This is a genomic window from Pseudotamlana agarivorans (assembly GCF_018860245.1).
GTDB lineage: Bacteria > Bacteroidota > Bacteroidia > Flavobacteriales > Flavobacteriaceae > Pseudotamlana > Pseudotamlana agarivorans_A.
Window position 1 is genome coordinate 168,097 of record NZ_JAHKPD010000008.1, and the last position, 19,208, is coordinate 187,304.

General features: G+C 35.1%; 19 protein-coding genes. 7 read left to right on the forward strand and 12 right to left on the reverse strand.

Features of this window, described 5'->3' with window-relative positions:
• Position 1 precedes the first annotated feature (1 nt).
• The 3 genes from KO493_RS03500 (at position 2) to KO493_RS03510 (ending at position 2,114) form a co-directional block, all read left to right on the forward strand.
• Entirely contained in the window at positions 2-460 is a 459-nt protein-coding gene (locus tag KO493_RS03500) for an RNA methyltransferase (RefSeq protein WP_216066561.1), read from the forward strand.
• Between the two features lie 140 nt (positions 461-600).
• The gene (locus tag KO493_RS03505) at positions 601-1,305 is read left to right on the forward strand and encodes a CoA transferase subunit A (RefSeq protein WP_216066562.1); all 705 of its coding nucleotides are present in this window, start codon (positions 601-603) and stop codon (positions 1,303-1,305) included.
• A 155-nt stretch (positions 1,306-1,460) separates the two neighbouring features.
• A complete protein-coding gene (locus KO493_RS03510) occupies positions 1,461-2,114 on the forward strand; it encodes a 3-oxoacid CoA-transferase subunit B (RefSeq protein WP_216066563.1) in 654 nt (217 codons plus the stop codon).
• A gap of 306 nt (positions 2,115-2,420) precedes the next feature.
• Here the strand turns inward: KO493_RS03510 and KO493_RS03515 are convergent, their stop codons facing one another.
• The 5 genes from KO493_RS03515 to KO493_RS03535 all read right to left on the reverse strand — a co-directional run bounded on the left by KO493_RS03515 (position 2,421) and on the right by KO493_RS03535 (position 7,602).
• The gene (locus KO493_RS03515) at positions 2,421-4,100 is read right to left on the reverse strand and encodes an ABC transporter ATP-binding protein (protein WP_216066564.1); all 1,680 of its coding nucleotides are present in this window, start codon (positions 4,098-4,100) and stop codon (positions 2,421-2,423) included.
• Positions 4,100-4,813 (reverse strand): 3'-5' exonuclease, encoded by a 714-nt coding sequence (locus tag KO493_RS03520; RefSeq protein WP_216066565.1) that lies wholly within the window; start codon positions 4,811-4,813, stop codon positions 4,100-4,102. The genes KO493_RS03515 and KO493_RS03520 overlap by 1 nt, the downstream gene beginning before the upstream one ends.
• Entirely contained in the window at positions 4,806-5,960 is a 1,155-nt protein-coding gene (locus KO493_RS03525) for a serine hydrolase domain-containing protein (protein ID WP_216066566.1), read from the reverse strand. Before KO493_RS03525 ends, KO493_RS03520 begins: the two co-directional genes overlap by 8 nt.
• A 76-nt stretch (positions 5,961-6,036) precedes the next feature.
• A complete protein-coding gene (locus tag KO493_RS03530; protein ID WP_216066567.1) occupies positions 6,037-6,510 on the reverse strand; it encodes a methylated-DNA--[protein]-cysteine S-methyltransferase in 474 nt (157 codons plus the stop codon).
• Positions 6,511-7,602 (reverse strand): CNNM domain-containing protein, encoded by a 1,092-nt coding sequence (locus KO493_RS03535; RefSeq protein WP_216066568.1) that lies wholly within the window; start codon positions 7,600-7,602, stop codon positions 6,511-6,513. It lies immediately after the preceding gene.
• Positions 7,603-7,766: 164 nt separating this feature from the next.
• On the opposite strand from KO493_RS03535, the gene KO493_RS03540 reads away from it, so the two are divergent.
• The 4 genes from KO493_RS03540 to KO493_RS03555 are packed head-to-tail and all read left to right on the forward strand — an operon-like array spanning position 7,767 to position 12,487.
• Positions 7,767-9,176 (forward strand): TolC family protein, encoded by a 1,410-nt coding sequence (locus KO493_RS03540; RefSeq protein ID WP_216066569.1) that lies wholly within the window; start codon positions 7,767-7,769, stop codon positions 9,174-9,176.
• Positions 9,177-9,180: 4 nt separating this feature from the next.
• Positions 9,181-10,164: an HlyD family secretion protein gene (locus KO493_RS03545; protein WP_216066570.1), complete on the forward strand. Its 984-nt coding sequence runs from the start codon at positions 9,181-9,183 to the stop codon at positions 10,162-10,164.
• Positions 10,161-11,321, forward strand: coding sequence for an ABC transporter permease (locus KO493_RS03550; protein ID WP_216066571.1), 1,161 nt, complete (start codon positions 10,161-10,163; stop codon positions 11,319-11,321). The genes KO493_RS03545 and KO493_RS03550 overlap by 4 nt, the downstream gene beginning before the upstream one ends.
• Complete coding sequence (locus KO493_RS03555) at positions 11,318-12,487, forward strand: ABC transporter permease (RefSeq protein ID WP_216066572.1); 1,170 nt, start codon at positions 11,318-11,320, stop codon at positions 12,485-12,487. Before KO493_RS03550 ends, KO493_RS03555 begins: the two co-directional genes overlap by 4 nt.
• A 61-nt stretch (positions 12,488-12,548) precedes the next feature.
• On the opposite strand, the gene hemB is transcribed toward KO493_RS03555, so the two are convergent.
• The 7 genes from hemB to hemE form a co-directional block, all read right to left on the reverse strand.
• Positions 12,549-13,541, reverse strand: coding sequence for a porphobilinogen synthase (gene hemB / locus KO493_RS03560; protein ID WP_216066573.1), 993 nt, complete (start codon positions 13,539-13,541; stop codon positions 12,549-12,551).
• Positions 13,542-13,552: 11 nt separating this feature from the next.
• Entirely contained in the window at positions 13,553-13,876 is a 324-nt protein-coding gene (locus tag KO493_RS03565) for a YchJ family protein (protein WP_354667418.1), read from the reverse strand.
• Positions 13,877-13,945: 69 nt separating this feature from the next.
• Positions 13,946-14,980, reverse strand: coding sequence for a DUF4421 family protein (locus KO493_RS03570; protein ID WP_216066575.1), 1,035 nt, complete (start codon positions 14,978-14,980; stop codon positions 13,946-13,948).
• Entirely contained in the window at positions 14,965-15,873 is a 909-nt protein-coding gene (gene hemF, locus KO493_RS03575; RefSeq protein ID WP_216066576.1) for an oxygen-dependent coproporphyrinogen oxidase, read from the reverse strand. Before hemF ends, KO493_RS03570 begins: the two co-directional genes overlap by 16 nt.
• 45 nt (positions 15,874-15,918) lie before the next feature.
• Entirely contained in the window at positions 15,919-17,274 is a 1,356-nt protein-coding gene (gene nhaA / locus KO493_RS03580; RefSeq protein ID WP_216066577.1) for a Na+/H+ antiporter NhaA, read from the reverse strand.
• A 14-nt stretch (positions 17,275-17,288) separates the two neighbouring features.
• Positions 17,289-18,038 carry an EI24 domain-containing protein gene (locus tag KO493_RS03585; RefSeq protein ID WP_216066578.1) on the reverse strand — a complete coding sequence of 250 codons (750 nt, stop codon included), beginning with the start codon at positions 18,036-18,038 and terminating at the stop codon, positions 17,289-17,291.
• A 77-nt stretch (positions 18,039-18,115) separates the two neighbouring features.
• Positions 18,116-19,144 (reverse strand): uroporphyrinogen decarboxylase, encoded by a 1,029-nt coding sequence (gene hemE / locus KO493_RS03590; protein WP_216066579.1) that lies wholly within the window; start codon positions 19,142-19,144, stop codon positions 18,116-18,118.
• Between the last annotated feature and the right edge of the window lie 64 nt (positions 19,145-19,208).

The following is a 19,208-nucleotide window of genomic DNA, read 5'->3' on the forward strand; positions in this document are numbered from 1 at the left end:
AATGAACGATAATTTTGTAAATGAATTTTTTGGTATAGGTATTCAGAACGGTAAAACACCCGAGAACTTAGGTGTATTATGGCGTTCGGCGCAAAATTTAGGCGCTAGTTTCATCTTTACTATAGGTAATCGATACGCAAAACAAGCTTGCGATACACATAACGCTGTAAAATCGATGCCCTATTTTCATTATGAAAATTTTGAAGCTTTTTTTAATAATTTACCCAAAGGCACACGAATTGTTGGGGTAGAATTGGACGATACTGCCCAAGATTTAGAAAACTTTCATCACCCAAGACGCTGTGTTTATTTATTAGGTGCCGAAGATCACGGCCTAAATAAAGAAGCTATTGAAAAATCTCATTTTTTAGTCAAATTTAAATCGGAGTTAAGTTTGAATGTTTCGGTGGCAGGTAGTATCGTTATGTACGATAGGAATCTGAATAAGCCTAGGAGTTAGGTTTTTTATCACATGTAATATCTTTTTAGTAATACAGTCTCAGTCTCAGTTTTCAGCTGAGCAATTACCCGATTAAACAAATAAACAGTTCCACAACATCATTAATTATTCGTAAATTTAGATAGACTAAACGAGATAAGATGATTAATAAAAAAGTGGCTGATGTTAAAGAAGCTGTAGAGGGTGTTTCTGATAATATGACTTTAATGTTGGGGGGGTTTGGGCTTTGTGGAATTCCAGAAAATGCTATTGCAGAATTGGTGACACGCGGCGTGGATGGTTTAACTTGTATTTCTAACAATGCCGGCGTAGACGATTTTGGATTAGGGCTATTGCTTCAAAAAAAGCAAATCAAGAAAATGGTATCCTCTTATGTTGGCGAGAATGATGAATTTGAGCGGCAAATGCTATCTGGAGAGCTAGATGTTGAGTTGATTCCTCAAGGGACCTTAGCAGAGCGCTGTCGCGCGGCGCAAGCTGGTTTTCCAGCTATATATACACCTGCAGGCTATGGTACCGAAGTTGCCGAAGGTAAAGAAACCCGAGAATTTGATGGTAAAATGTATGTTTTAGAACATGCTTTTAAAGCCGATTTCGCTTTTGTGAAGGCTTGGAAGGGTGATGCCGCTGGAAACTTGGTCTTTAAAGGCACTGCGAGAAATTTTAATCCTGTGATGTGTGGAGCTGCTAAAATCACCGTGGCTGAGGTGGAAGAATTGGTGCCTATTGGTGCTTTAGATCCGAATCAAATTCATATTCCTGGGATATTTGTTCAGCGAATTTTTCAAGGGCAAGCCTATGAGAAGCGTATTGAGCAGCGTACGGTGAGAGTGAAAAGTACTTAAAGTTCAAAGTATTTAAAGTGCCTAAAGTTGGGTTTAAATGGTGCTAAAAGTAAACTTGCGTTCATGGATGTATGACTTTTCAGGTTTCAACTAAATATTAATACGGTGGCTAACTTTAAGTATTTTAGGCACTTTTAACTTATAACTCAAAAAAAATGTTAGATAAAATAGGTATAGCAAAACGTATCGCTAAAGAAGTTAAAGATGGGTATTATGTGAACTTAGGTATTGGTATTCCAACTTTAGTAGCTAATTATGTTCGTGAAGATATTGAAGTTGAATTTCAAAGTGAAAATGGTGTTTTGGGTATGGGGCCATTTCCATTTGAAGGCCAAGAAGATGCCGATATTATTAATGCAGGGAAACAAACCATTACCACCTTGCCTGGTGCTAGTTTTTTCGATTCTGCATTTAGTTTTTCTATGATTCGCGGTCAACATGTGGATCTTACCATTTTAGGCGCCATGGAGGTGGCCGAAAACGGCGATATCGCCAATTGGAAAATTCCCGGTCGTATGGTTAAGGGTATGGGTGGTGCGATGGATTTGGTGTCTAGTGCAGAAAATATAATCGTAGCCATGATGCATACGAATAAGCATGGAGCTTCCAAATTACTAAAAAGGTGCTCCTTGCCACTTACGGGTGTTGGCTGTGTGAAAAAAATTGTAACGAATCTTGCCGTTATCGAAGTTACTGCTCGGGGTTTTAAATTGCTTGAACGTGCACCTGGTGTTTCTGTGGAAACGATTAAGAAGGCTACTGAAGGCTGTCTAATAATTGAAGGAGAAATACCTGAAATGTATATTTAATTTGTAGCCAAAAGATTATAATATATTTTTTGGATGTTTTTATTTGTTAAAAAATAATGTATTTCATCGAATATATGTGTTTTTTGTCGGATAAATAGAATCTATTATCGATATTAGCTTCAACCAAAAAAAGTATATCAATTTTAGATTTAACCTACCCCAAATCTATCATAATTTTAAAAACTTATGAATATGGACTCAAATCTACATGAATTACCTACTAATCAAAACAAGTTTAGAGCGTCTGTAAATGATACTTTTGAATTTGTAAAAAGTTTATGTTATTTAACAAAAAAATTATTCATGCTATAAACCTTTTGGTATAGCATGAATTAATTTTTTAGTATACTTTTTTTTAGGGGATTTATAGATGATGTCCGCATCGTCTAATTCTTCAATTTTACCCTGGTTCATAACCAGTAATTGATCTGACATGTATTTCACAACTGCTAAGTCATGTGAGATGAAAATATAGGTAAAATCGAAGTCCTTTTTAAGTGAATTAAGCAAGTTTAAAACTTGCGCTTGAACTGAAATGTCTAAGGCCGAAACCGATTCGTCACAAACAATTAGTTTCGGTTGAAGGGCAATGGTTCTAGCAATTCCAATACGCTGCCTTTGTCCACCCGAAAATTCATGAGGATAACGGTTAAAATAATCTTCAGACAGTCCTACTTTATTTAAAATATCAATAACCTTTGCTTTACGTTCTTCATCGGAACTATAAAGTTTATGTACTTTCATTGGCTCCATAATGGCTTCTCCAACAGGGATTCTTGGATTTAAAGATGAATAAGGGTCTTGAAATATAATTTGAATGTCTTTTCTTAGTTTTCTTGTTTCAGATTTTGATAACTTGGTAATATCAACACCATTATATATTATTTTTCCAGCTGTTGCCTTATCTAATTGAAGTATGGCGTTTCCCAAAGTCGACTTCCCACATCCAGATTCACCAACCAAACCTAAAGTTTCACCTTCATAAAGTTTAAAACTTACATCGTTAACGGCTTTAAAGCCTTCTGGTTTGGAAAAAATACTCGATTTAGAAAGGTATTCCTTTTCTACGTTTAGAACTTCTAATAATGGCGCTTTACTATAGATTTTTTTATGATTTTTTTGACGTTCTTCCTTAGAAATAATAGCGTCTGAAATCGTATCATTTAAAAAATCATTAATTGTTGGTAAAACCTTTAATCGCGAATCTAACGACGGGCGTGAATTAATTAAAGCCTTTGTGTAATTGTGTTCTGGCTGTTTAAAAATGCGAGCCACTAAGCCTTGTTCTACAATTTCACCTTTGTACATGACTAAAACGCGATCGGCAATTTCTGAAATTATTGCCAAATCGTGTGTGATAAAAATGATACTCATTTTAGTTTGAGCTTGCAGTTCTTTTAACAGGTGAATAATATCATTTTGTACGGTAACATCCAGTGCAGTTGTAGGTTCGTCGGCGATTAAAATATCTGGTTTACATGCAATTGCCATAGCTATCATAACCCGTTGTTTTTGGCCGCCAGAAATTTCATGAGGATACGCCTTAAAAACGCGTTCTGGATCTGGTAGTTTAACTTTTTCGAAAAGCTCTAGGGTTTCGTTTTTAGCTGTTTTATTAGAAACATGGGTATGTTGTAGCAAAATTTCTAAAATTTGCTTTCCGCAGGTCATAGAAGGGTTTAAAGAGCTCATAGGTTCTTGAAAGATCATTGCGATTTTATTACCCCGAATGTTTTGAAACGATTTTGAAGATAGTTCTACTAAATCTAAATCTTCAAATAAAATAGAGCCCGTATTTATAGTTGAAATTTTCTTAGGAAGTAACCCTAAAATGGCTAAGGACGAAACCGATTTACCAGATCCAGATTCGCCTACAATACCTAAAACTTCATTAGTGTGAAGTTTGTAAGTAATGTTATGTACCACTTCATTTTTGCCAAATGAAACGCTTAAATCTCTAACTTCTAAAATTTGGTTATCCCTCATTATATATGAATAATTTCATCATCGGTTAAAATGTTATCGCCTCTTAAACGTAAAAATATTTGAGCTACGGCTATTGTATCTTTCTCGCAATAGGTAACAATGCGATCAATTTCATTTTCTTCATAATATACCCTGTAAACTTCACTACCATCAATATCATCCTTTGGCGATGGAATACCTAAAACATTGGTGAGTAATTTTAAAGAGGTGAAACTTTTAAAGTCACCAAATTTCCATAGTTCTAAAGTATCTAAATGTGGTATCTCCCAGGGTTTTTTTCCAAAGAGATTCAGTTTATGAGGTAATTCAATGTTATGAATAATCATGCGTCGGGCAATATAAGGAAAGTCAAATTCTTTACCATTATGCCCGCAAAGTAAATGTTTAGGATCGTTAAAGTGGGTATTGAGTAGGTTTTTAAAGTCTTTCAGTATTTTGATTTCATCACCAAAAAAGGAAGTTGTTCTAAATTTCCTTAAGTCGTTATGAATTTTAAAATACCCAACAGAAACACAAACAATCTTACCAAATTCGGCCCAAATCCCGGCCCGGTCGTAAAACTCTTCAGCGGTAAATTCTTCTTTTCTTTGGTATTTTGATTTGCCTTCCCAAAGCGCTTGTTTTGTTTCGTCTAAATCTGAGAAATGCTGAACTTCAGGAACGGTTTCAATATCCAGAAAAAGAATGTTTTCTAAATTTAGTTTTTTAATCATGAGCTAACATTTTGTAGGCTTCATCAATGTAAATTCCAATGTCATTGGTGAAAATGGCATCTGTTTTGCCATAGTCGGGTGATTTTCTGTGTCCTAAACGCACTATAATAAGGTTGTCTTCAGGTTGCACAATCACATATTGACCTAAGTGCCCGCGCATCATGAAAAAGTCTTTATTGTTTTGCTTTTTTAACCACCAACCATAGCCATATTCTGGGCCTTCCTTAAAACGTGGCGTCACAGATTTTACAACATAAGCAGAGTCTAAAATTTGTTTGCCTTCCCATTTTCCGTAATTTTTATAGAGTTTTCCAAAACGGGCAAAATCACGGGCGTTACTAGAAATACAACAAAAGGCTTTTGCTAGGCGGTTTTTGCTATCGTCAACTTGCCATAAGGCATCATCGCTAGCTCCCATAGGTTGCCAAAACCCTTCAGACAAATAATTTGAGAGGGTTTTATTCGTTGCTTTTTCAATAACCATAGCTAGTAATTCTGTGTTCCCACTTAAATACTCGAAGGCTTTTCCTGGGGTTTTAATTACTTTTTGATTTAATATGGTTTCGGCTAAACCATCATCATAATTGGCTCTTGCTGTCACCGAAAACGGACTCGTATAATGTTCTACCCAATCTAGCCCAGACGCCATTGAAGCCAAATCGCCAACGGTTAAATTGGTATTGGCGTATTGTGTATAATAATCACTAACAGGTTGGTCTAAATTTTTAATATGGCCATCCATAATTGCCTTTCCTAAAAGCGCGGTAGTAATACTTTTGGCCATAGAAAAAGAGTTGGTTTTGGAGGTTTTATTAAAATCTTCATGATAGTTTTCATACCATATACTATCATTTTTAATAATTAGGAAGGCAACTGTACCCCAGTCTTCATTTGCTTGAGACAACTTTTCGGTTGGGTTGGTGCTGTTATAATTTTTATGAATAGGCCAAGGGCTTGTGTTGTTGCCTTTTTTTATGGTATCATTTTCAAAATAGGGGTAATCGTCAATAAAAGCGGTTTTGTGCCCTGTAAAATATACTATTTTAGCTGCTCTTATAATGTAGCCATAATCGAAAATATATAACAGTGCAATACCAGTTATTAGAATAATAATAAGTCCTTTAAAGAGGGTTTTAATAAATTTCATGCGAGAAATATTTAGTTGAAATAAATATAGGGAATAATTTTATGTTTTGTTGATTGCAGGGTTTTTGAGTTGTCTATTAGAACAGCGATTGTTGTTTATTTGTGCTTTCATGATTTAACAACCATTGTTTACGGTGTAGTCCGCCGGCATAACCTGTTAAACTACCGTCGCTTCCAATAACGCGGTGGCAAGGCACTATTAGCCAAATTGGATTTTTACCATTGGCATTAGCTACTGCACGAATGGCTTTTACATCGCCTAATTGTTTTGATAATTCGAGATAGGAGATGTGCTTGCCATAGGGAATTTGCTCCAGTTGTTTCCAAACTTTTTTCTGAAAATTGGTACCTCGAGGATTAAGCTTTACATCAAATATTTTGCGATCACCTTTAAAATAAGCCTTAAGTTGCATGACGCAGTTTTGTAACTCTTGAGGAATGGATTCTGTTATTTTTTCTTCGGAATTGAGTATGGTTACTGTCGCGATTCCATTTTCATCACCACAAATTTGAGTATAACCTAAAGGAGAGGCGATAATGCAGGTTTTCATCTACTCGGTTGTATTCGTGTCGTCCTCTTCAAAAATTCCTAATTTTTTAGCACGTAATTCCCAGCTTTTTCGAGCTAGGAGCTGAAGGTCTGAAACGTTATCACTTTCATCCATAATTTCTAAACCTAGAAGGGTTTCAATAACATCTTCCATAGTTACGATACCACTGGCCGTTCCGTATTCATCAACAACCAAAGCCATATGATTTCGGCCTTCAATTAGTTTTTCAAATAAATCTGGAATGGGCAAATCTCTATCGATAATGATGATATTGCGTTTGAGTTCAGATAGTTTTTTATGACCATTATCAAGTGCCATTTCCTTGAAGATTTCATCCTTAAGCACTAAACCCTTAACGTTATCTGGTTCATCAACAAAAACAGGAATCCTAGAAAAGCGTAAGTTTAGGTTTTTATTGAAAAATTCTTCAACACTGGTGGTTTCATCAACAGTTTTCATAACCGTTCGTGGTGTCATCACATCCTTGGCGCAAACCTCTTTAAAGGTTAAAAGGTTTTTAATAACCTTGCTTTCATTTTCATGAAATACACCTTCTTCATGGGCTAAATCGGTCATGTCTATAAAACTTTCGCGAGTAAGTACACTACCGTGTCCTTTACCTCCAATGAGTTTGGTGGTTAGTTGTAACAACCATAAGATACCTGTCCATTTTAGTGGGAAAATTAATATGGTCAATGTTTTAGATGTGAAATTAGCCAGTTTTTTCCAGTAGGTAGCACCTATGGTTTTTGGGATAATTTCTGAAGCAACTAAAATGAGCAAAGTCATGATTGCCGAAACGATACCTACGGTGTTTATTCCAAAAAATTCTATTTTAAAAGGTAATTTTTCAGCTTCGATACCAACCATCATGGCACCTAAAGTATGGGCAATGGTATTAAGCGTGAGAATGGCGATAAGGGGTTTGTCTACATCTTTTTTAAGAGCTTCAAGGGTTAACGCATACTCTTTGTTTTCTCTTTTTTTTAGGTTTATAAAAGTAGGGGTAACACTTAATAAAACAGCTTCTAGAATCGAACATAGAAACGAAAAAAAGATGGAAATGGTAGCCCAAAAAAATAGTACGCTCATAAAATGGTTTTTGAAAAGGACTAAATTACAAAAACCAATTAACTCATTAGCATTAAATATAAACGAAGCTAAAACAAACTATTTTAAGAAAAATTATTGTGTTTATTTTATTATTATTTAATAGAAACTCTTATTTTTAAGTTTGTTAACAAGGTGATTGTGTTATGGGCTCTATAAAAAACTTCGTTTTAATTTTCTTGATTTTTAGTGTTTCTTCCTTAGCATTGAATGCTCAAAGAAATTTGAGTGACCATGAATTGCAATTAATTGCATTAGGCTTAGAAAAAAGCTATGCGTTAAAAGCTGCAAATTATGAAATAGCTATAGATAGTTTAGAGTATAAAAGTATTCGTCGTAATTTCATTCCAACTCTTGAATTTGATGCTTTATACGGATACGGCTCTACTCAAATAATTACTAACATACCTACTATCCAATTGCCAATAACGGGCATTAATTTATTTGAAGGCGATCAAAAATTTAATGCTAACGGTAGTTTTGCTAACGCCAACCTTACAGCAAAAGCATTATTGTTTTCTGGTTTACAAGTTAACTATGGGGCTAAGGCGACAAATGAAAAAATACGCGCTAAAAACTATTTGTTGTTCAAAGAACGCGGTGATATTATAAAGGATGTTATTAGTACGTTTGATAATATTGAATTACTAAACCAGTCAAAACATGTTCTAGAAACAGGTTTAAAGCGTATAGTTAAAGAAAAAGAGCGTGTGGTTAAGGCCATTGCAAATGGTCTTGCAACCCCTTACGAACGTGATAAAATTACCGCAGCTGAACTTAATATAGCTGCAAAACAGACCGAGATTTATGGTAATTTAAGTTTGCTTTATCTTAAATTATCTATGCTTACGGGTATTGAAACTACTAAATTGAAAGCCTATACTTTCGAATTAAAACCATGGCTAATAAAAATGGGCGATAAATCTTTTATAGATCGTCCAGAGGTAAAGGCTCTCGATGCTTCCATAAAAGCCTATGATTATAAGCTTAAAATGAATAAAAATTTATTCTTGCCCAAAATTCAAGCCCTTGCAAGCTTGTCTTACAGTAATTTATTTAATGCAGAATTGGACACACCATATAATACGATTATTGGTAATGAACCCATAAATTTAGAGCTTAATAAGTTTCAATTATTTCCAACGTATTTTTTAGGGGTAGGTATGAAATGGGAGATATTTAGCGGTTTAAAACACACAACTGAAATTAGCAAAACTACTATAGAAAAAAGTATGGCGGAAGAAAAAAAGGTTGATGCTCTTGAGAAATTAGAGTTATTTTCTAAAAAAACACAAGTAGATTTTGAAGTTAAAAATAAACAATTGCTATATAAAGAGCAGGAAAAATTAGTGGCATTAAATAATTTGAATTCGGCAATAAAGCGTTACAAATCTGGTCTTATGCCAATCACAGAGCGTTTGGAGGCCGAGACTAGTTATCAAGATGTGAGTTTCGAATATTATAAGCTTATAGTACAACAACGCATGGCAGCTTTAGAATTATTAATCTCTACTGGAAGTTTACAAACGCTAAAATTAAATCCCAGAAAAAATTGAATTTATGAAAAATACCAAGCAAATTTTCATATTAGCAATTCCTATTATTATAATAATTGTTGGAATTATTATGCTATTGCTTTTAAAGCCAGATCCTAACGCTAATCGCGTTTTTGTAGGTCTATTTGAGACTGTTGAAATAAAAGTCGCTTCTGAAATCCCAGGCCGAATTGAATCAATTTATGTGAATCGGGGAGATCAAGTTAAAAAAGGCCAACTGTTAGCAACCATTGAAAGTGATATTTTAGCAGCGAAAGTCAAGCAGGCTGAAGGTATGTTTAATGCGGCTAAATCGGTTAGTGAGAAAGCAAACACTGGAGCTAGAGATCAAGAGATCATGGCGGCTCAAAACAGTTATAAAATGGCTTTAAGTCAGTATAATTTTGCCGAAAAGTCATTTAACCGATTAAAGAAGCTAGTTGAAGACAGTTTGGTCTCTCAGCAGCAAATGGATGAGGTTATTTTCAAACGAGATGCGGCTTTCGATCAAATGAATGCAGCGAAATCTATTTTCGAGATGGCGCAAGAAGGGGCTAGGGTTGAAGATAAGCGCGCAGCACGAGGACAAATGGATGCTGCTGGAGGTATGGTAAGTGAAGCGAAAGCCTATTATAAGGAGTTGGAGATTTATGCCCCAGTTTCGGGAGAGATTTCAGATAAGTTGGCCGAAGAAAGTGAAGTTATGCCTGCAGGATACCCTATTTTTACCGTTCAGAAGTTAGAGGACATCTACGCCGTGATTCATGTGCGTGAAGATTTCTTGAATAACTTTAAAAAAGGTTCTGAAATTTCTGGGAAACTGCCTGCTTTTAATAATGATTCATATCAATTTAAGGTGACTTACATTGCTCCCATGGCAGATTTTGCCGATTGGATTCCAACTGCTGATAAGGGTAGATTGGATATGAAAACTTTTGAAATTCACTTAAAACCCATTAATAAAATTGCTGATCTACGTCCTGGGATGAGTGTTAATATTAAAATTTGAGAGGGTTTTTAAACATAATAATAAGGGAGGTTTTAATCTTAAAAAAACGACCTACCGCTTGGATATTAATTTTTTTAATACCTACCGCCATATTCTTCTATTTGGGGTACATTTATAAGGAAGGGGCAATTAATACTGTAGATATTGGGGTGTTGGATTTAGACCATTCAGGTTTGAGTCGAACCGTTATTAAAAGTATAGAGGCCACACCAAAACTAAACATTGTAAAATTTTTAAATTCAAATGATAATATTGACGAGGTGTTTGTGAAAAACCCCGAAATTAGAGGGTTTTACGTGATTCCAAATCATTTTGAAAAGGTAATTTATAGAGGGGAACAAGCCAAACTTTTAGTTTATACAAACTCATCTAATATAGTTTATGGCAATTTAATTTATAAGGAAGCCGCTAGCTTTATAAACACGTTGTCTGCAGGAATTAATTATAATGCTTTTAGGTCACAAGGTATTCCAAGCGAAAAGGCATTAAAAATGATTGCGCCTATTAAAGTTAATACGAAGCCTTTATTTAATGCCTATTATAATTATCTGTATTATTTACTCCCAGGTTTAACTACGGTTTTATTGCAAATGTTGGTGTTTCTTTTAGCAGCACGTTCCATAAATTCAGAATATTCTAATGCTAGTTTTGATGAGGTTTTAGGTATGGCAAATGGGAGTGTTTTTAAATTAATCTTTGCTAAATTGACAACCTACACAGTAATCGGGTTTATTGTAGGACTCTTTATTTTTGCTGTTGTACATCCATTGTTGGGTATTCCAGCTAGCTCAGGAACGCTCGCGTTTTTACCTGTTGTATTTTTGTTCGTTATGGTAAATGCCATGTTAGGGATTATGGTTTCAGCTATTTTTAAAAACGAAGCCATTGCCATGGATGTGTCTTTCGTTTACAATTCACCCGCGTTTGTTTTTAGTGGCTTTACATTTCCCATTATGGCCATGCCTGCCTTTAATGCTTGGTATGCTCAGTTGATTCCATATACTCACTTTTTATCGGCTTTTATTAAGGGTATAGAGATGCATGCACCTTTTCAGTTTTTAGTGAAACACCTATTAAGTTTAGCCTTATTTTTTGCTATTGGTTATGTGGTTACGGCTATTATTTTATTCCTTAGAAATCAAAAACGATCTGTATGAAAAGCTGGTGGGATATTTTTAAGTCAGAATTGTCTTTAATTTTTGAAGACAAGAGTATTCTGCTTACTTGTTTAGTAGCCCCTTTGTTATACGCTTTTTTCGTTGGTTCCATTTACTCTGAAAAAGAAGTTAATGAAATCCCCATTGCTGTAGTAGATTACGATCACTCGAGCTTGTCTCGTAAAGTGGCTTCGCTTATAAATTCGACTGAAAAAGTTAAGCTAAAAGGGCATTTTTCAAATCTTGAAGACGCCTTGTTTTATTTTAATAATTTGGAGGTTCAGGGGATTGTAGTGCTTCCAAAGGGATTTCAGAAGAAAACGATGAATTTAGAAGGTGCTAAAATTGATTTAATACTTAATAATACTAAATTTTTAACATCGAATGAGATTAATAAATCTGTTCAAAAAGTAGTTTTGATGGTTTCTGGTGGGGTGCGAATGCGCTATTTTGTGAGTAATAAGATACCTATAGACATGGCTAAGGAGAAGGCACAACCCATTTTGCCTGTTATAAAATCCATATATAACGCCACAAACAATTATGGTGATTATTTACTACCTATTTTATTGATTTTAATTTTACAGCAAACTTTAATTATCGCCTTTGGACAAAGTGTTGTACATGAGTTTCAGCATGGTATTCTAAAAGATTTGAATGGTATTTCTTTTTTAGAATTTACCAAAATCCTTTCGGCTAAAAGCGCTTATTACCTATTTTTATATAGCGCCTACTTTTTCGTTTTTTATAAGTTGATTTTCCCTCACTATACGCTTGTTTTTAACGGTTCTATTGGCTTTCATTTACTTTTAGGCTTTTTGTTTATTACAGTAATATTATTGTATACAATATTAGTTGCTTCATATTTTAGAACTGCCATTGGTTGGACCGAAATCATGGCTTTTTCAACTTATCCATTATTTTTAGTTTCGGGTTACTCGTGGCCAGTTGAATCCATGCCAGAACTGTTACAATGGGTAGCAAACATATTGCCTTCTACACCATACTTCAATGTGTTTAATTCTTTGTCGGTAGAAAAAGCACATTTGCCAGACATTACATCTGGATTTATTCACCTATTAATTTTATTGGTTTTGGCTTATGTACTTTTGTATTTGCGCTTTTCTTTAAGTAAGAATCTTATATCAAAAGGTCAGGTTTCTTAAAAATTATTTTTTAAACCTTAACTGTTTTTATGAAAGTGAATTTTTCTGAGTTTAACTTCGTTTACTCGTTTAATAAGTTCACGATATCTTTTGCAAAATAACTCGCGATAATGTCTGCACCAGCACGTTTAAAGGCTGTTGTAGTTTCCATCATTACTTGGTTGTGGTCTAGCCAACCTTTTTCAGCTGCCGCTTTAATCATCGCATATTCACCAGAAACTTGATATACGGCTACAGGTACATCAACTTCATTTTTAATATCTCTTAAGATATCAAGGTATGAAAGGCCTGGTTTTACCATAACAATATCGGCGCCTTCATCGATATCCATTTCAGTTTCTCGAATGGCTTCAAAACGATTGGCAAAGTCCATTTGGTATGTTTTTTTATCTTTAGGAATGTCTTTAATATCTACTGGAGCAGAATCTAAAGCATCACGAAAAGGTCCGTAAAACGCAGAAGCATACTTTGCCGAGTAACTCATAATGCCTGCGTTAATAAAACCTTCATCTTCTAAAGCTTCACGAATGGATAGTATTCGACCATCCATCATATCGCTTGGTGCTACAAAATTGGCACCTGCTTTAGCGTGAGAAACACTCATTTCTGCTAAAACTTCAGCGGTGTCGTCGTTAATTATTTGTCCGTTTTCAATAATACCATCATGTCCGTAAGCTGAATAAGGGTCTAATGCCACATCGGTCATGACTAACATATCCGGACAAACATTTTTAACGGTTTTAATGGCGCGTTGCATGAGCCCGTTTGGGTTTAAGGCTTCAGTACCTTTATTGTCTTTTAGGTTCTCTGGTACTTTAACGAAAAGTAAAACAGATTTTAACCCCAGTTTCCAAAGTTGCTTAACTTCATTTTCAAGCAGGTCTAAACTGTAACGGAAGTAATTAGGCATCGATGGAATCTCATCCTTAACACCTTTGCCTTCAACAACAAAAAGAGGTACTAAAAAATCATTTGGTGTTAATATGGTTTCACGAACTAGTGAACGTATGGCTGGGTTAGTTCTTAATCGTCTATTTCTTCTTAAAGGGTACATAATTTTATTTTTTATTGACTTAGTCCTAAATATTTCCAAAGGCTATTTTCTTTTACAAAAGCTGATTTTTCATGAATCACATCAACCTTGCCGTTTTCAAAAAAATAGGCGTTAAATGTAACGGTACCTTCGGTATCTTCTATTTGGCCTTTAGTCGTTTCTAAGACTTCTAATTTTATCCATTGTACCGATTTAGCCCATTTTTCAATCGATTTCTTTTCTTTAGGCGTTCGGGTTTTACTGTGGTGGCTTTCCACTAAATAATCACCTTTTGCTAAAACAAACGCACTGTATCTAGAACGCATGAGTTGTTCGGCGGTTTTGGCTTTTGTCATGTTTTTGTGAATGGGTTCACAGCAGGTTTCGTATGTGTTTGTATGGCCGCAGTAACATAACATAATTTATTAAAAACTTATTTTTTTATTTATTTCATCGGCTTTGTTGACCATTTTTTTTGGGGCATTAAAGCGGTAACCAATAAAAACTTGCAAATAAGGGATATCATCTTTAATGTATGACGAGCGATCACTATTGTGATTTAATATCAAATAGTTGTAGTGGGCTCCTAGATATAAGAAATTGATATCATAGGTTATGGAGCCTCTAAAATCCAGTTCAGTAAGCAAAGAGGTCATGTTCTCTTCATCACCTGGATTGTTACTGTAATTCAAACCTATGCCTGCAGAAACACCAGCAGACAAGAATAAGTTTTTTGTTGGAACAAAATTGTATATGTACGAGGGTGCAAAGGCAATATCAAGAGCATTATAATCGGTGCTTATGGATTGAGAACCATCTTCACTTGTAACGTGGACATCATGTTTAGTAAAGTAGTATACCAAACGGGGCATAAATGTTCCTGCACTTTTCAATTGCTTTTCATCCTGAGTAGCAATGGCTCGATATGAAAAGTTTTCGTTGAAAATGTAAGAAGTGGATCCCCCTATTTTAAATGATTTCGTTTTAGGGAGATAGGCTTGTTGATTGTTTGTTCCTTCTAATTGAAATCCTTTTTGACTGTAGATATCCAAGGTTTGCATAAAATGTTTGCCAAAATAACTTCGTAAGTTCAAATTAAAGAGCTTTGAGTTGTTATCATTTGGGTTTTCAGCTAGGGAATTAGGAGAAAACGAATAAGACGCTGAAATAGATCTAAAAGCTACTGAAGCACCAATTTTATCTTGATTATTTGGGAAAAGGTGAAATTCATCATTAGCATCTTCACGATTTCTTATTCTTAAGGTATTTGAGGTTTTAATGAAATAAGCCTTGGCTGTAATTCTGTTTTTATAGATGTAAATGTATTCATTGTGCTGTTCGCCATAAACAACATCTTGAATACTATCTTGAGCGGTTTTGCTCGTATTATTATTTTGTGCGAAAAGCGGCAAACATAAAAAGTTTAGTAAAATACCAAGTAGTTTTAGTTTGAAATCCATGATTTTGGTTCTTGTAATATTTTGATCAGTTTTTCTTCTTCGCTACTAGGCTCGGGTTGGTGGTCATAAACCCATTGTACATGAGGGGGTAAACTCATTAAAATACTTTCAATTCGGCCGTTAGTTTTTAAGCCGAAAAGTGTGCCTTTATCATGCACTAAATTAAATTCCACATAGCGACCGCGACGAATTTCTTGCCAGTTGCGTTGCGCTTGTGTGTATGGTAAATCTTTTCTGCGTTCAACAATAGGCACGTAGGCTTCTAAGAAACTGTCACCAACTTCGGTCACAAAGTCATACCAGTTTTGCATGGTCATGTCATCGGTTGCCTTGCAGTAATCAAAAAACAGTCCGCCAATACCGCGACCTTCATTGCGATGTGCATTGTAAAAGTATGCGTCACAACGCTCTTTATACGTTGGATAAAACTCAGGATTGTGTTTATCACAGGCCGTTTTACAAGTTTGATGAAAATGCACGGCATCTTCATCAAACAAGTAATAAGGCGTTAAATCTTGTCCGCCACCAAACCAGCTGTCAATAATATTACCGGTTTTATCATACATTTCAAAATAGCGCCAATTGGCGTGTACTGTTGGAACCATTGGGTTTTTAGGATGCAGTACGAGGCTCAATCCGCAGGCAAAAAAATCAACATCACCAACCTTAAAATAGGCTTGCATTGATTTTGGTAATTTACCATGAACCCCAGAGATGTTTACACCTCCTTTTTCAAAAACGTTGCCGTTTTCAATAACACGGGTTCTGCCGCCACCGCCTTCAGGTCGTTTCCAAAGATCTTCTTGAAATTTGGCTTTGCCATCAATAGATTCTAATTTAGAAGTTATTTGATCTTGTAAATCTTGGATGTATTGATAAAATTTATCCTTCATTTATAAATGAAATCTTATTATTTTAAAATTAATTTTTTCTCTAAACTAATCGGTAATTTGAACTTTTTCTGGTTCTGATTGAGTCAGCATTTTTTTGCCTTGTTTATTAAGGATAACGTATCCTATAATACCAGAAATAGTTGAACCTATTAAAATTCCAATTTTAGCGGAATCCACATAAATGTGATGTTCTGTAAAGGCAAGGCTGGCAATAAATATAGCCATTGTAAAACCAATACCTGCTAAGAAGGAAACCCCAATAACTTGCGTTTTTGTAATATCGGGTGGAATGCTTATAATTTTTAATTTTTCTGCAAGTAACACAAATATGGAAACTCCTATACTTTTACCTAATAATAAACAAACTGCAATATTTAATACTAGTACAAAGTCTAGGCCTTCACTACTACTTAATATAACACCTGAATTAGCAAGTGCAAATATAGGAATGATAAAGTAAGCTACCCAATCATGTAAATGATGTTCTAAATGTTGCAAAGGGGATTGGTATTTATTGGTCCAATGCTGTAGTTCATCAATTTCCTGAATTTGTTCAGCTGAAAGAATTGGTTCTTTTAATTCTGAAGATCCTTTAATTTTAGTTGTGATTTCTTCTAATCTTGATAAAAACTGAGACGTATCTACTTTTTGTCTAATAGGCACAGAGAAAGCTAATAAAATCCCCGCTAAGGTAGGGTGTACACCAGACTTAAGGAATAATATCCAAATGGCTATACCAAAAATAGTCATTACAAATTTTGAGAAATAGCCTCTATAAGATAAGAGATATAAAATAGCAATTAACACTAGAGCCGCACCTAAAAGTAGCATTTTAATGGTTCCGGTATAGAACAGGGCAATAACGATTACGGCACCTAAATCATCTACAATGGCGAATGCGGTTAAAAATATTTTAAGACTAATAGGAACTTTATCACCGAGTACTTTCAATATGGCTAAAGAGAAGGCAATATCTGTGGCCATTGGAATCCCCCAACCGTGTAAGGTATCATCTGGGTGGGTGCTCATAAACTGATTTATAATCACGAAAAACACCACAGGAATAACCATACCCCCAATAGCTCCAACAAGTGGAAAGGCGAGTTTCTTCGGGGTGTTTAATTCGCCAATTAAAAATTCACGCTTGATCTCTAATCCAATAAGGAAAAAGAAAACAGCCATAAACCCATCGTTTATCCATAGGATTAAGGGCTTGTATAGTTCAAATCTTTCCGATTTATACCCCAAGTGGTACTCCCAAAGTGCTGTATAACCCGCCGAATACGGAGAATTTGCCCAAGCCAAGGCTAAAATAGCTGCGAAAAGCAGCAGTATACCACTAAAACTCTCAATCTTGATGAATTTTTGAATTGGTGATAAAATATTATTTTTCGGTTCCATATAACTAAACTTTTTTAATTTTTCTTATTTAAAACCTTAACGGTTTCGGTTGTCGCGGCTGTTACCGAAAGGGGTAAAACCAATAGCACTCCAACGATTGGAATGAAGAGACAAAGCATAAATACAATGCCGTTTCCAATGGCTAATCCACGATTTTCACGAACAAAATTTATACTGTTTTTATAGTTGTAATGACGTTCTAAGGTATAGTCCATGTTTCCAAATCCTGCATAATACGATTGTAGAAAAAATAGGGTTATCGTAGAAAATATATTTACAATCGGAATAAATTTTAATACTAAGATAGGAATTGTAAATAATAACTCTCGAATTAAATTTCGAATGTTAATACGAATACCGCGCCATAATTGTGATGTAAATGAGCTGTTTCTATGCAAATAATTTGGGCTTCCGGTATGTCCTGTTAAATGTGTTTCAATTATTTCTGAAACAGGACTCATAAACGGTGCCGATAAAGCCATGATTATATGTTTAAATAGAATCAAGCCTATGGCTATAATCATAAGAAGCCCCAGAATGGTTCCAAGTGCTGTAAAGGCTGTTTTGCCCCAGTCCCATATCCAAACTTCTGCGATGTAAGCGCCTAGGTTATCAGATAAGCTATATGCAGCAAAGCTTATAAGGCTTGCTGTAACAACACTTATAAGCATTGGGATTGCAAAAAACTTCCAAAGCTTTAGTTTTGATAATAAACTAAAAGCTCCTAAGTATGCTTTAATTCCTGATGTTATGCTTTTTAACATAGTTTTGTTTACGACTATAGTTAGGAAAGCATTAATTTAATTCTGAAAATTACACAGAACTTCAGGCTTTCACAAACTTAAGCGTTGTATTCTTTTACGGCGTCTATAAACGCTTTGGCGTGGTCTAATGGAATATGTGGTAGAATACCATGACCTAGGTTAACAATATATTTATCTTTACCAAACTCATTAATCATTTGGTGTACCATTTTTTTAATTTCTGCTGGAGGCGATAGCAAACGTACAGGGTCAAAATTTCCTTGTAGTGTGATGTTTCCACCAGTTAAGTAACGTGCATTTTGTGGCGAACAAGTCCAATCAACTCCTAGTGCCGAAGCGTTACTTTTTGCCATTTCACCAAGGGCAAACCAGCAGCCTTTACCAAAGGCTATTACAGGCGCATCGTCTTTTAATGCTTCAATAATTTGGTTGATGTATTGCCATGAAAATTCTTGATAATCGGTTGGCGATAACATGCCTCCCCAAGAATCGAAAACTTGAACGGCGTTAACACCAGCTTTTACTTTCTCTTTTAAGTAAGCAATTGTGGTGTCTGTAATTTTTTGTAATAATTGATGTGCTGCAATTGGGTTTGTAAAGCAAAATTCTTTGGCTTTATCGAAATTTTTGCTGCCTTGGCCTTGTACACAGTAGCACAAAATAGTCCAAGGTGATCCCGCAAAACCAATTAACGGAATATCATTATTAAGTAACTCTTTTGTGGCTTTAATACCTTCGTAAACATAGTTTAAGGCGTCCTTAACATCGGGAACGATTACGTTGTCTACATCTTTTTGAGTACGAATAGGATTTGGTAAATAAGGGCCGAAATTAGGCTTCATTTGCACCTCAATATTCATTGCTTGAGGAATTACCAATATGTCACTAAACAAAATAGCTGCGTCCATACCGTAACGCCTAATAGGTTGTACGGTAATTTCACTAGCTAATTCTGGAGTCTGGCAACGTGTAAAAAAATCATATTTTTCACGAATGGCCATAAATTCTGGTAAATAGCGTCCAGCTTGACGCATCATCCATACTGGCGGACGTTCAACAGTTTCTCCTTTTAATGCTCTTAAAAATAAATCGTTTTTAATACTCATATTTTTTTCCGCGAAAGCGGGAATCTTTTTATTTGAAACTAAAAAGCGTGTAAATCTAATTGAT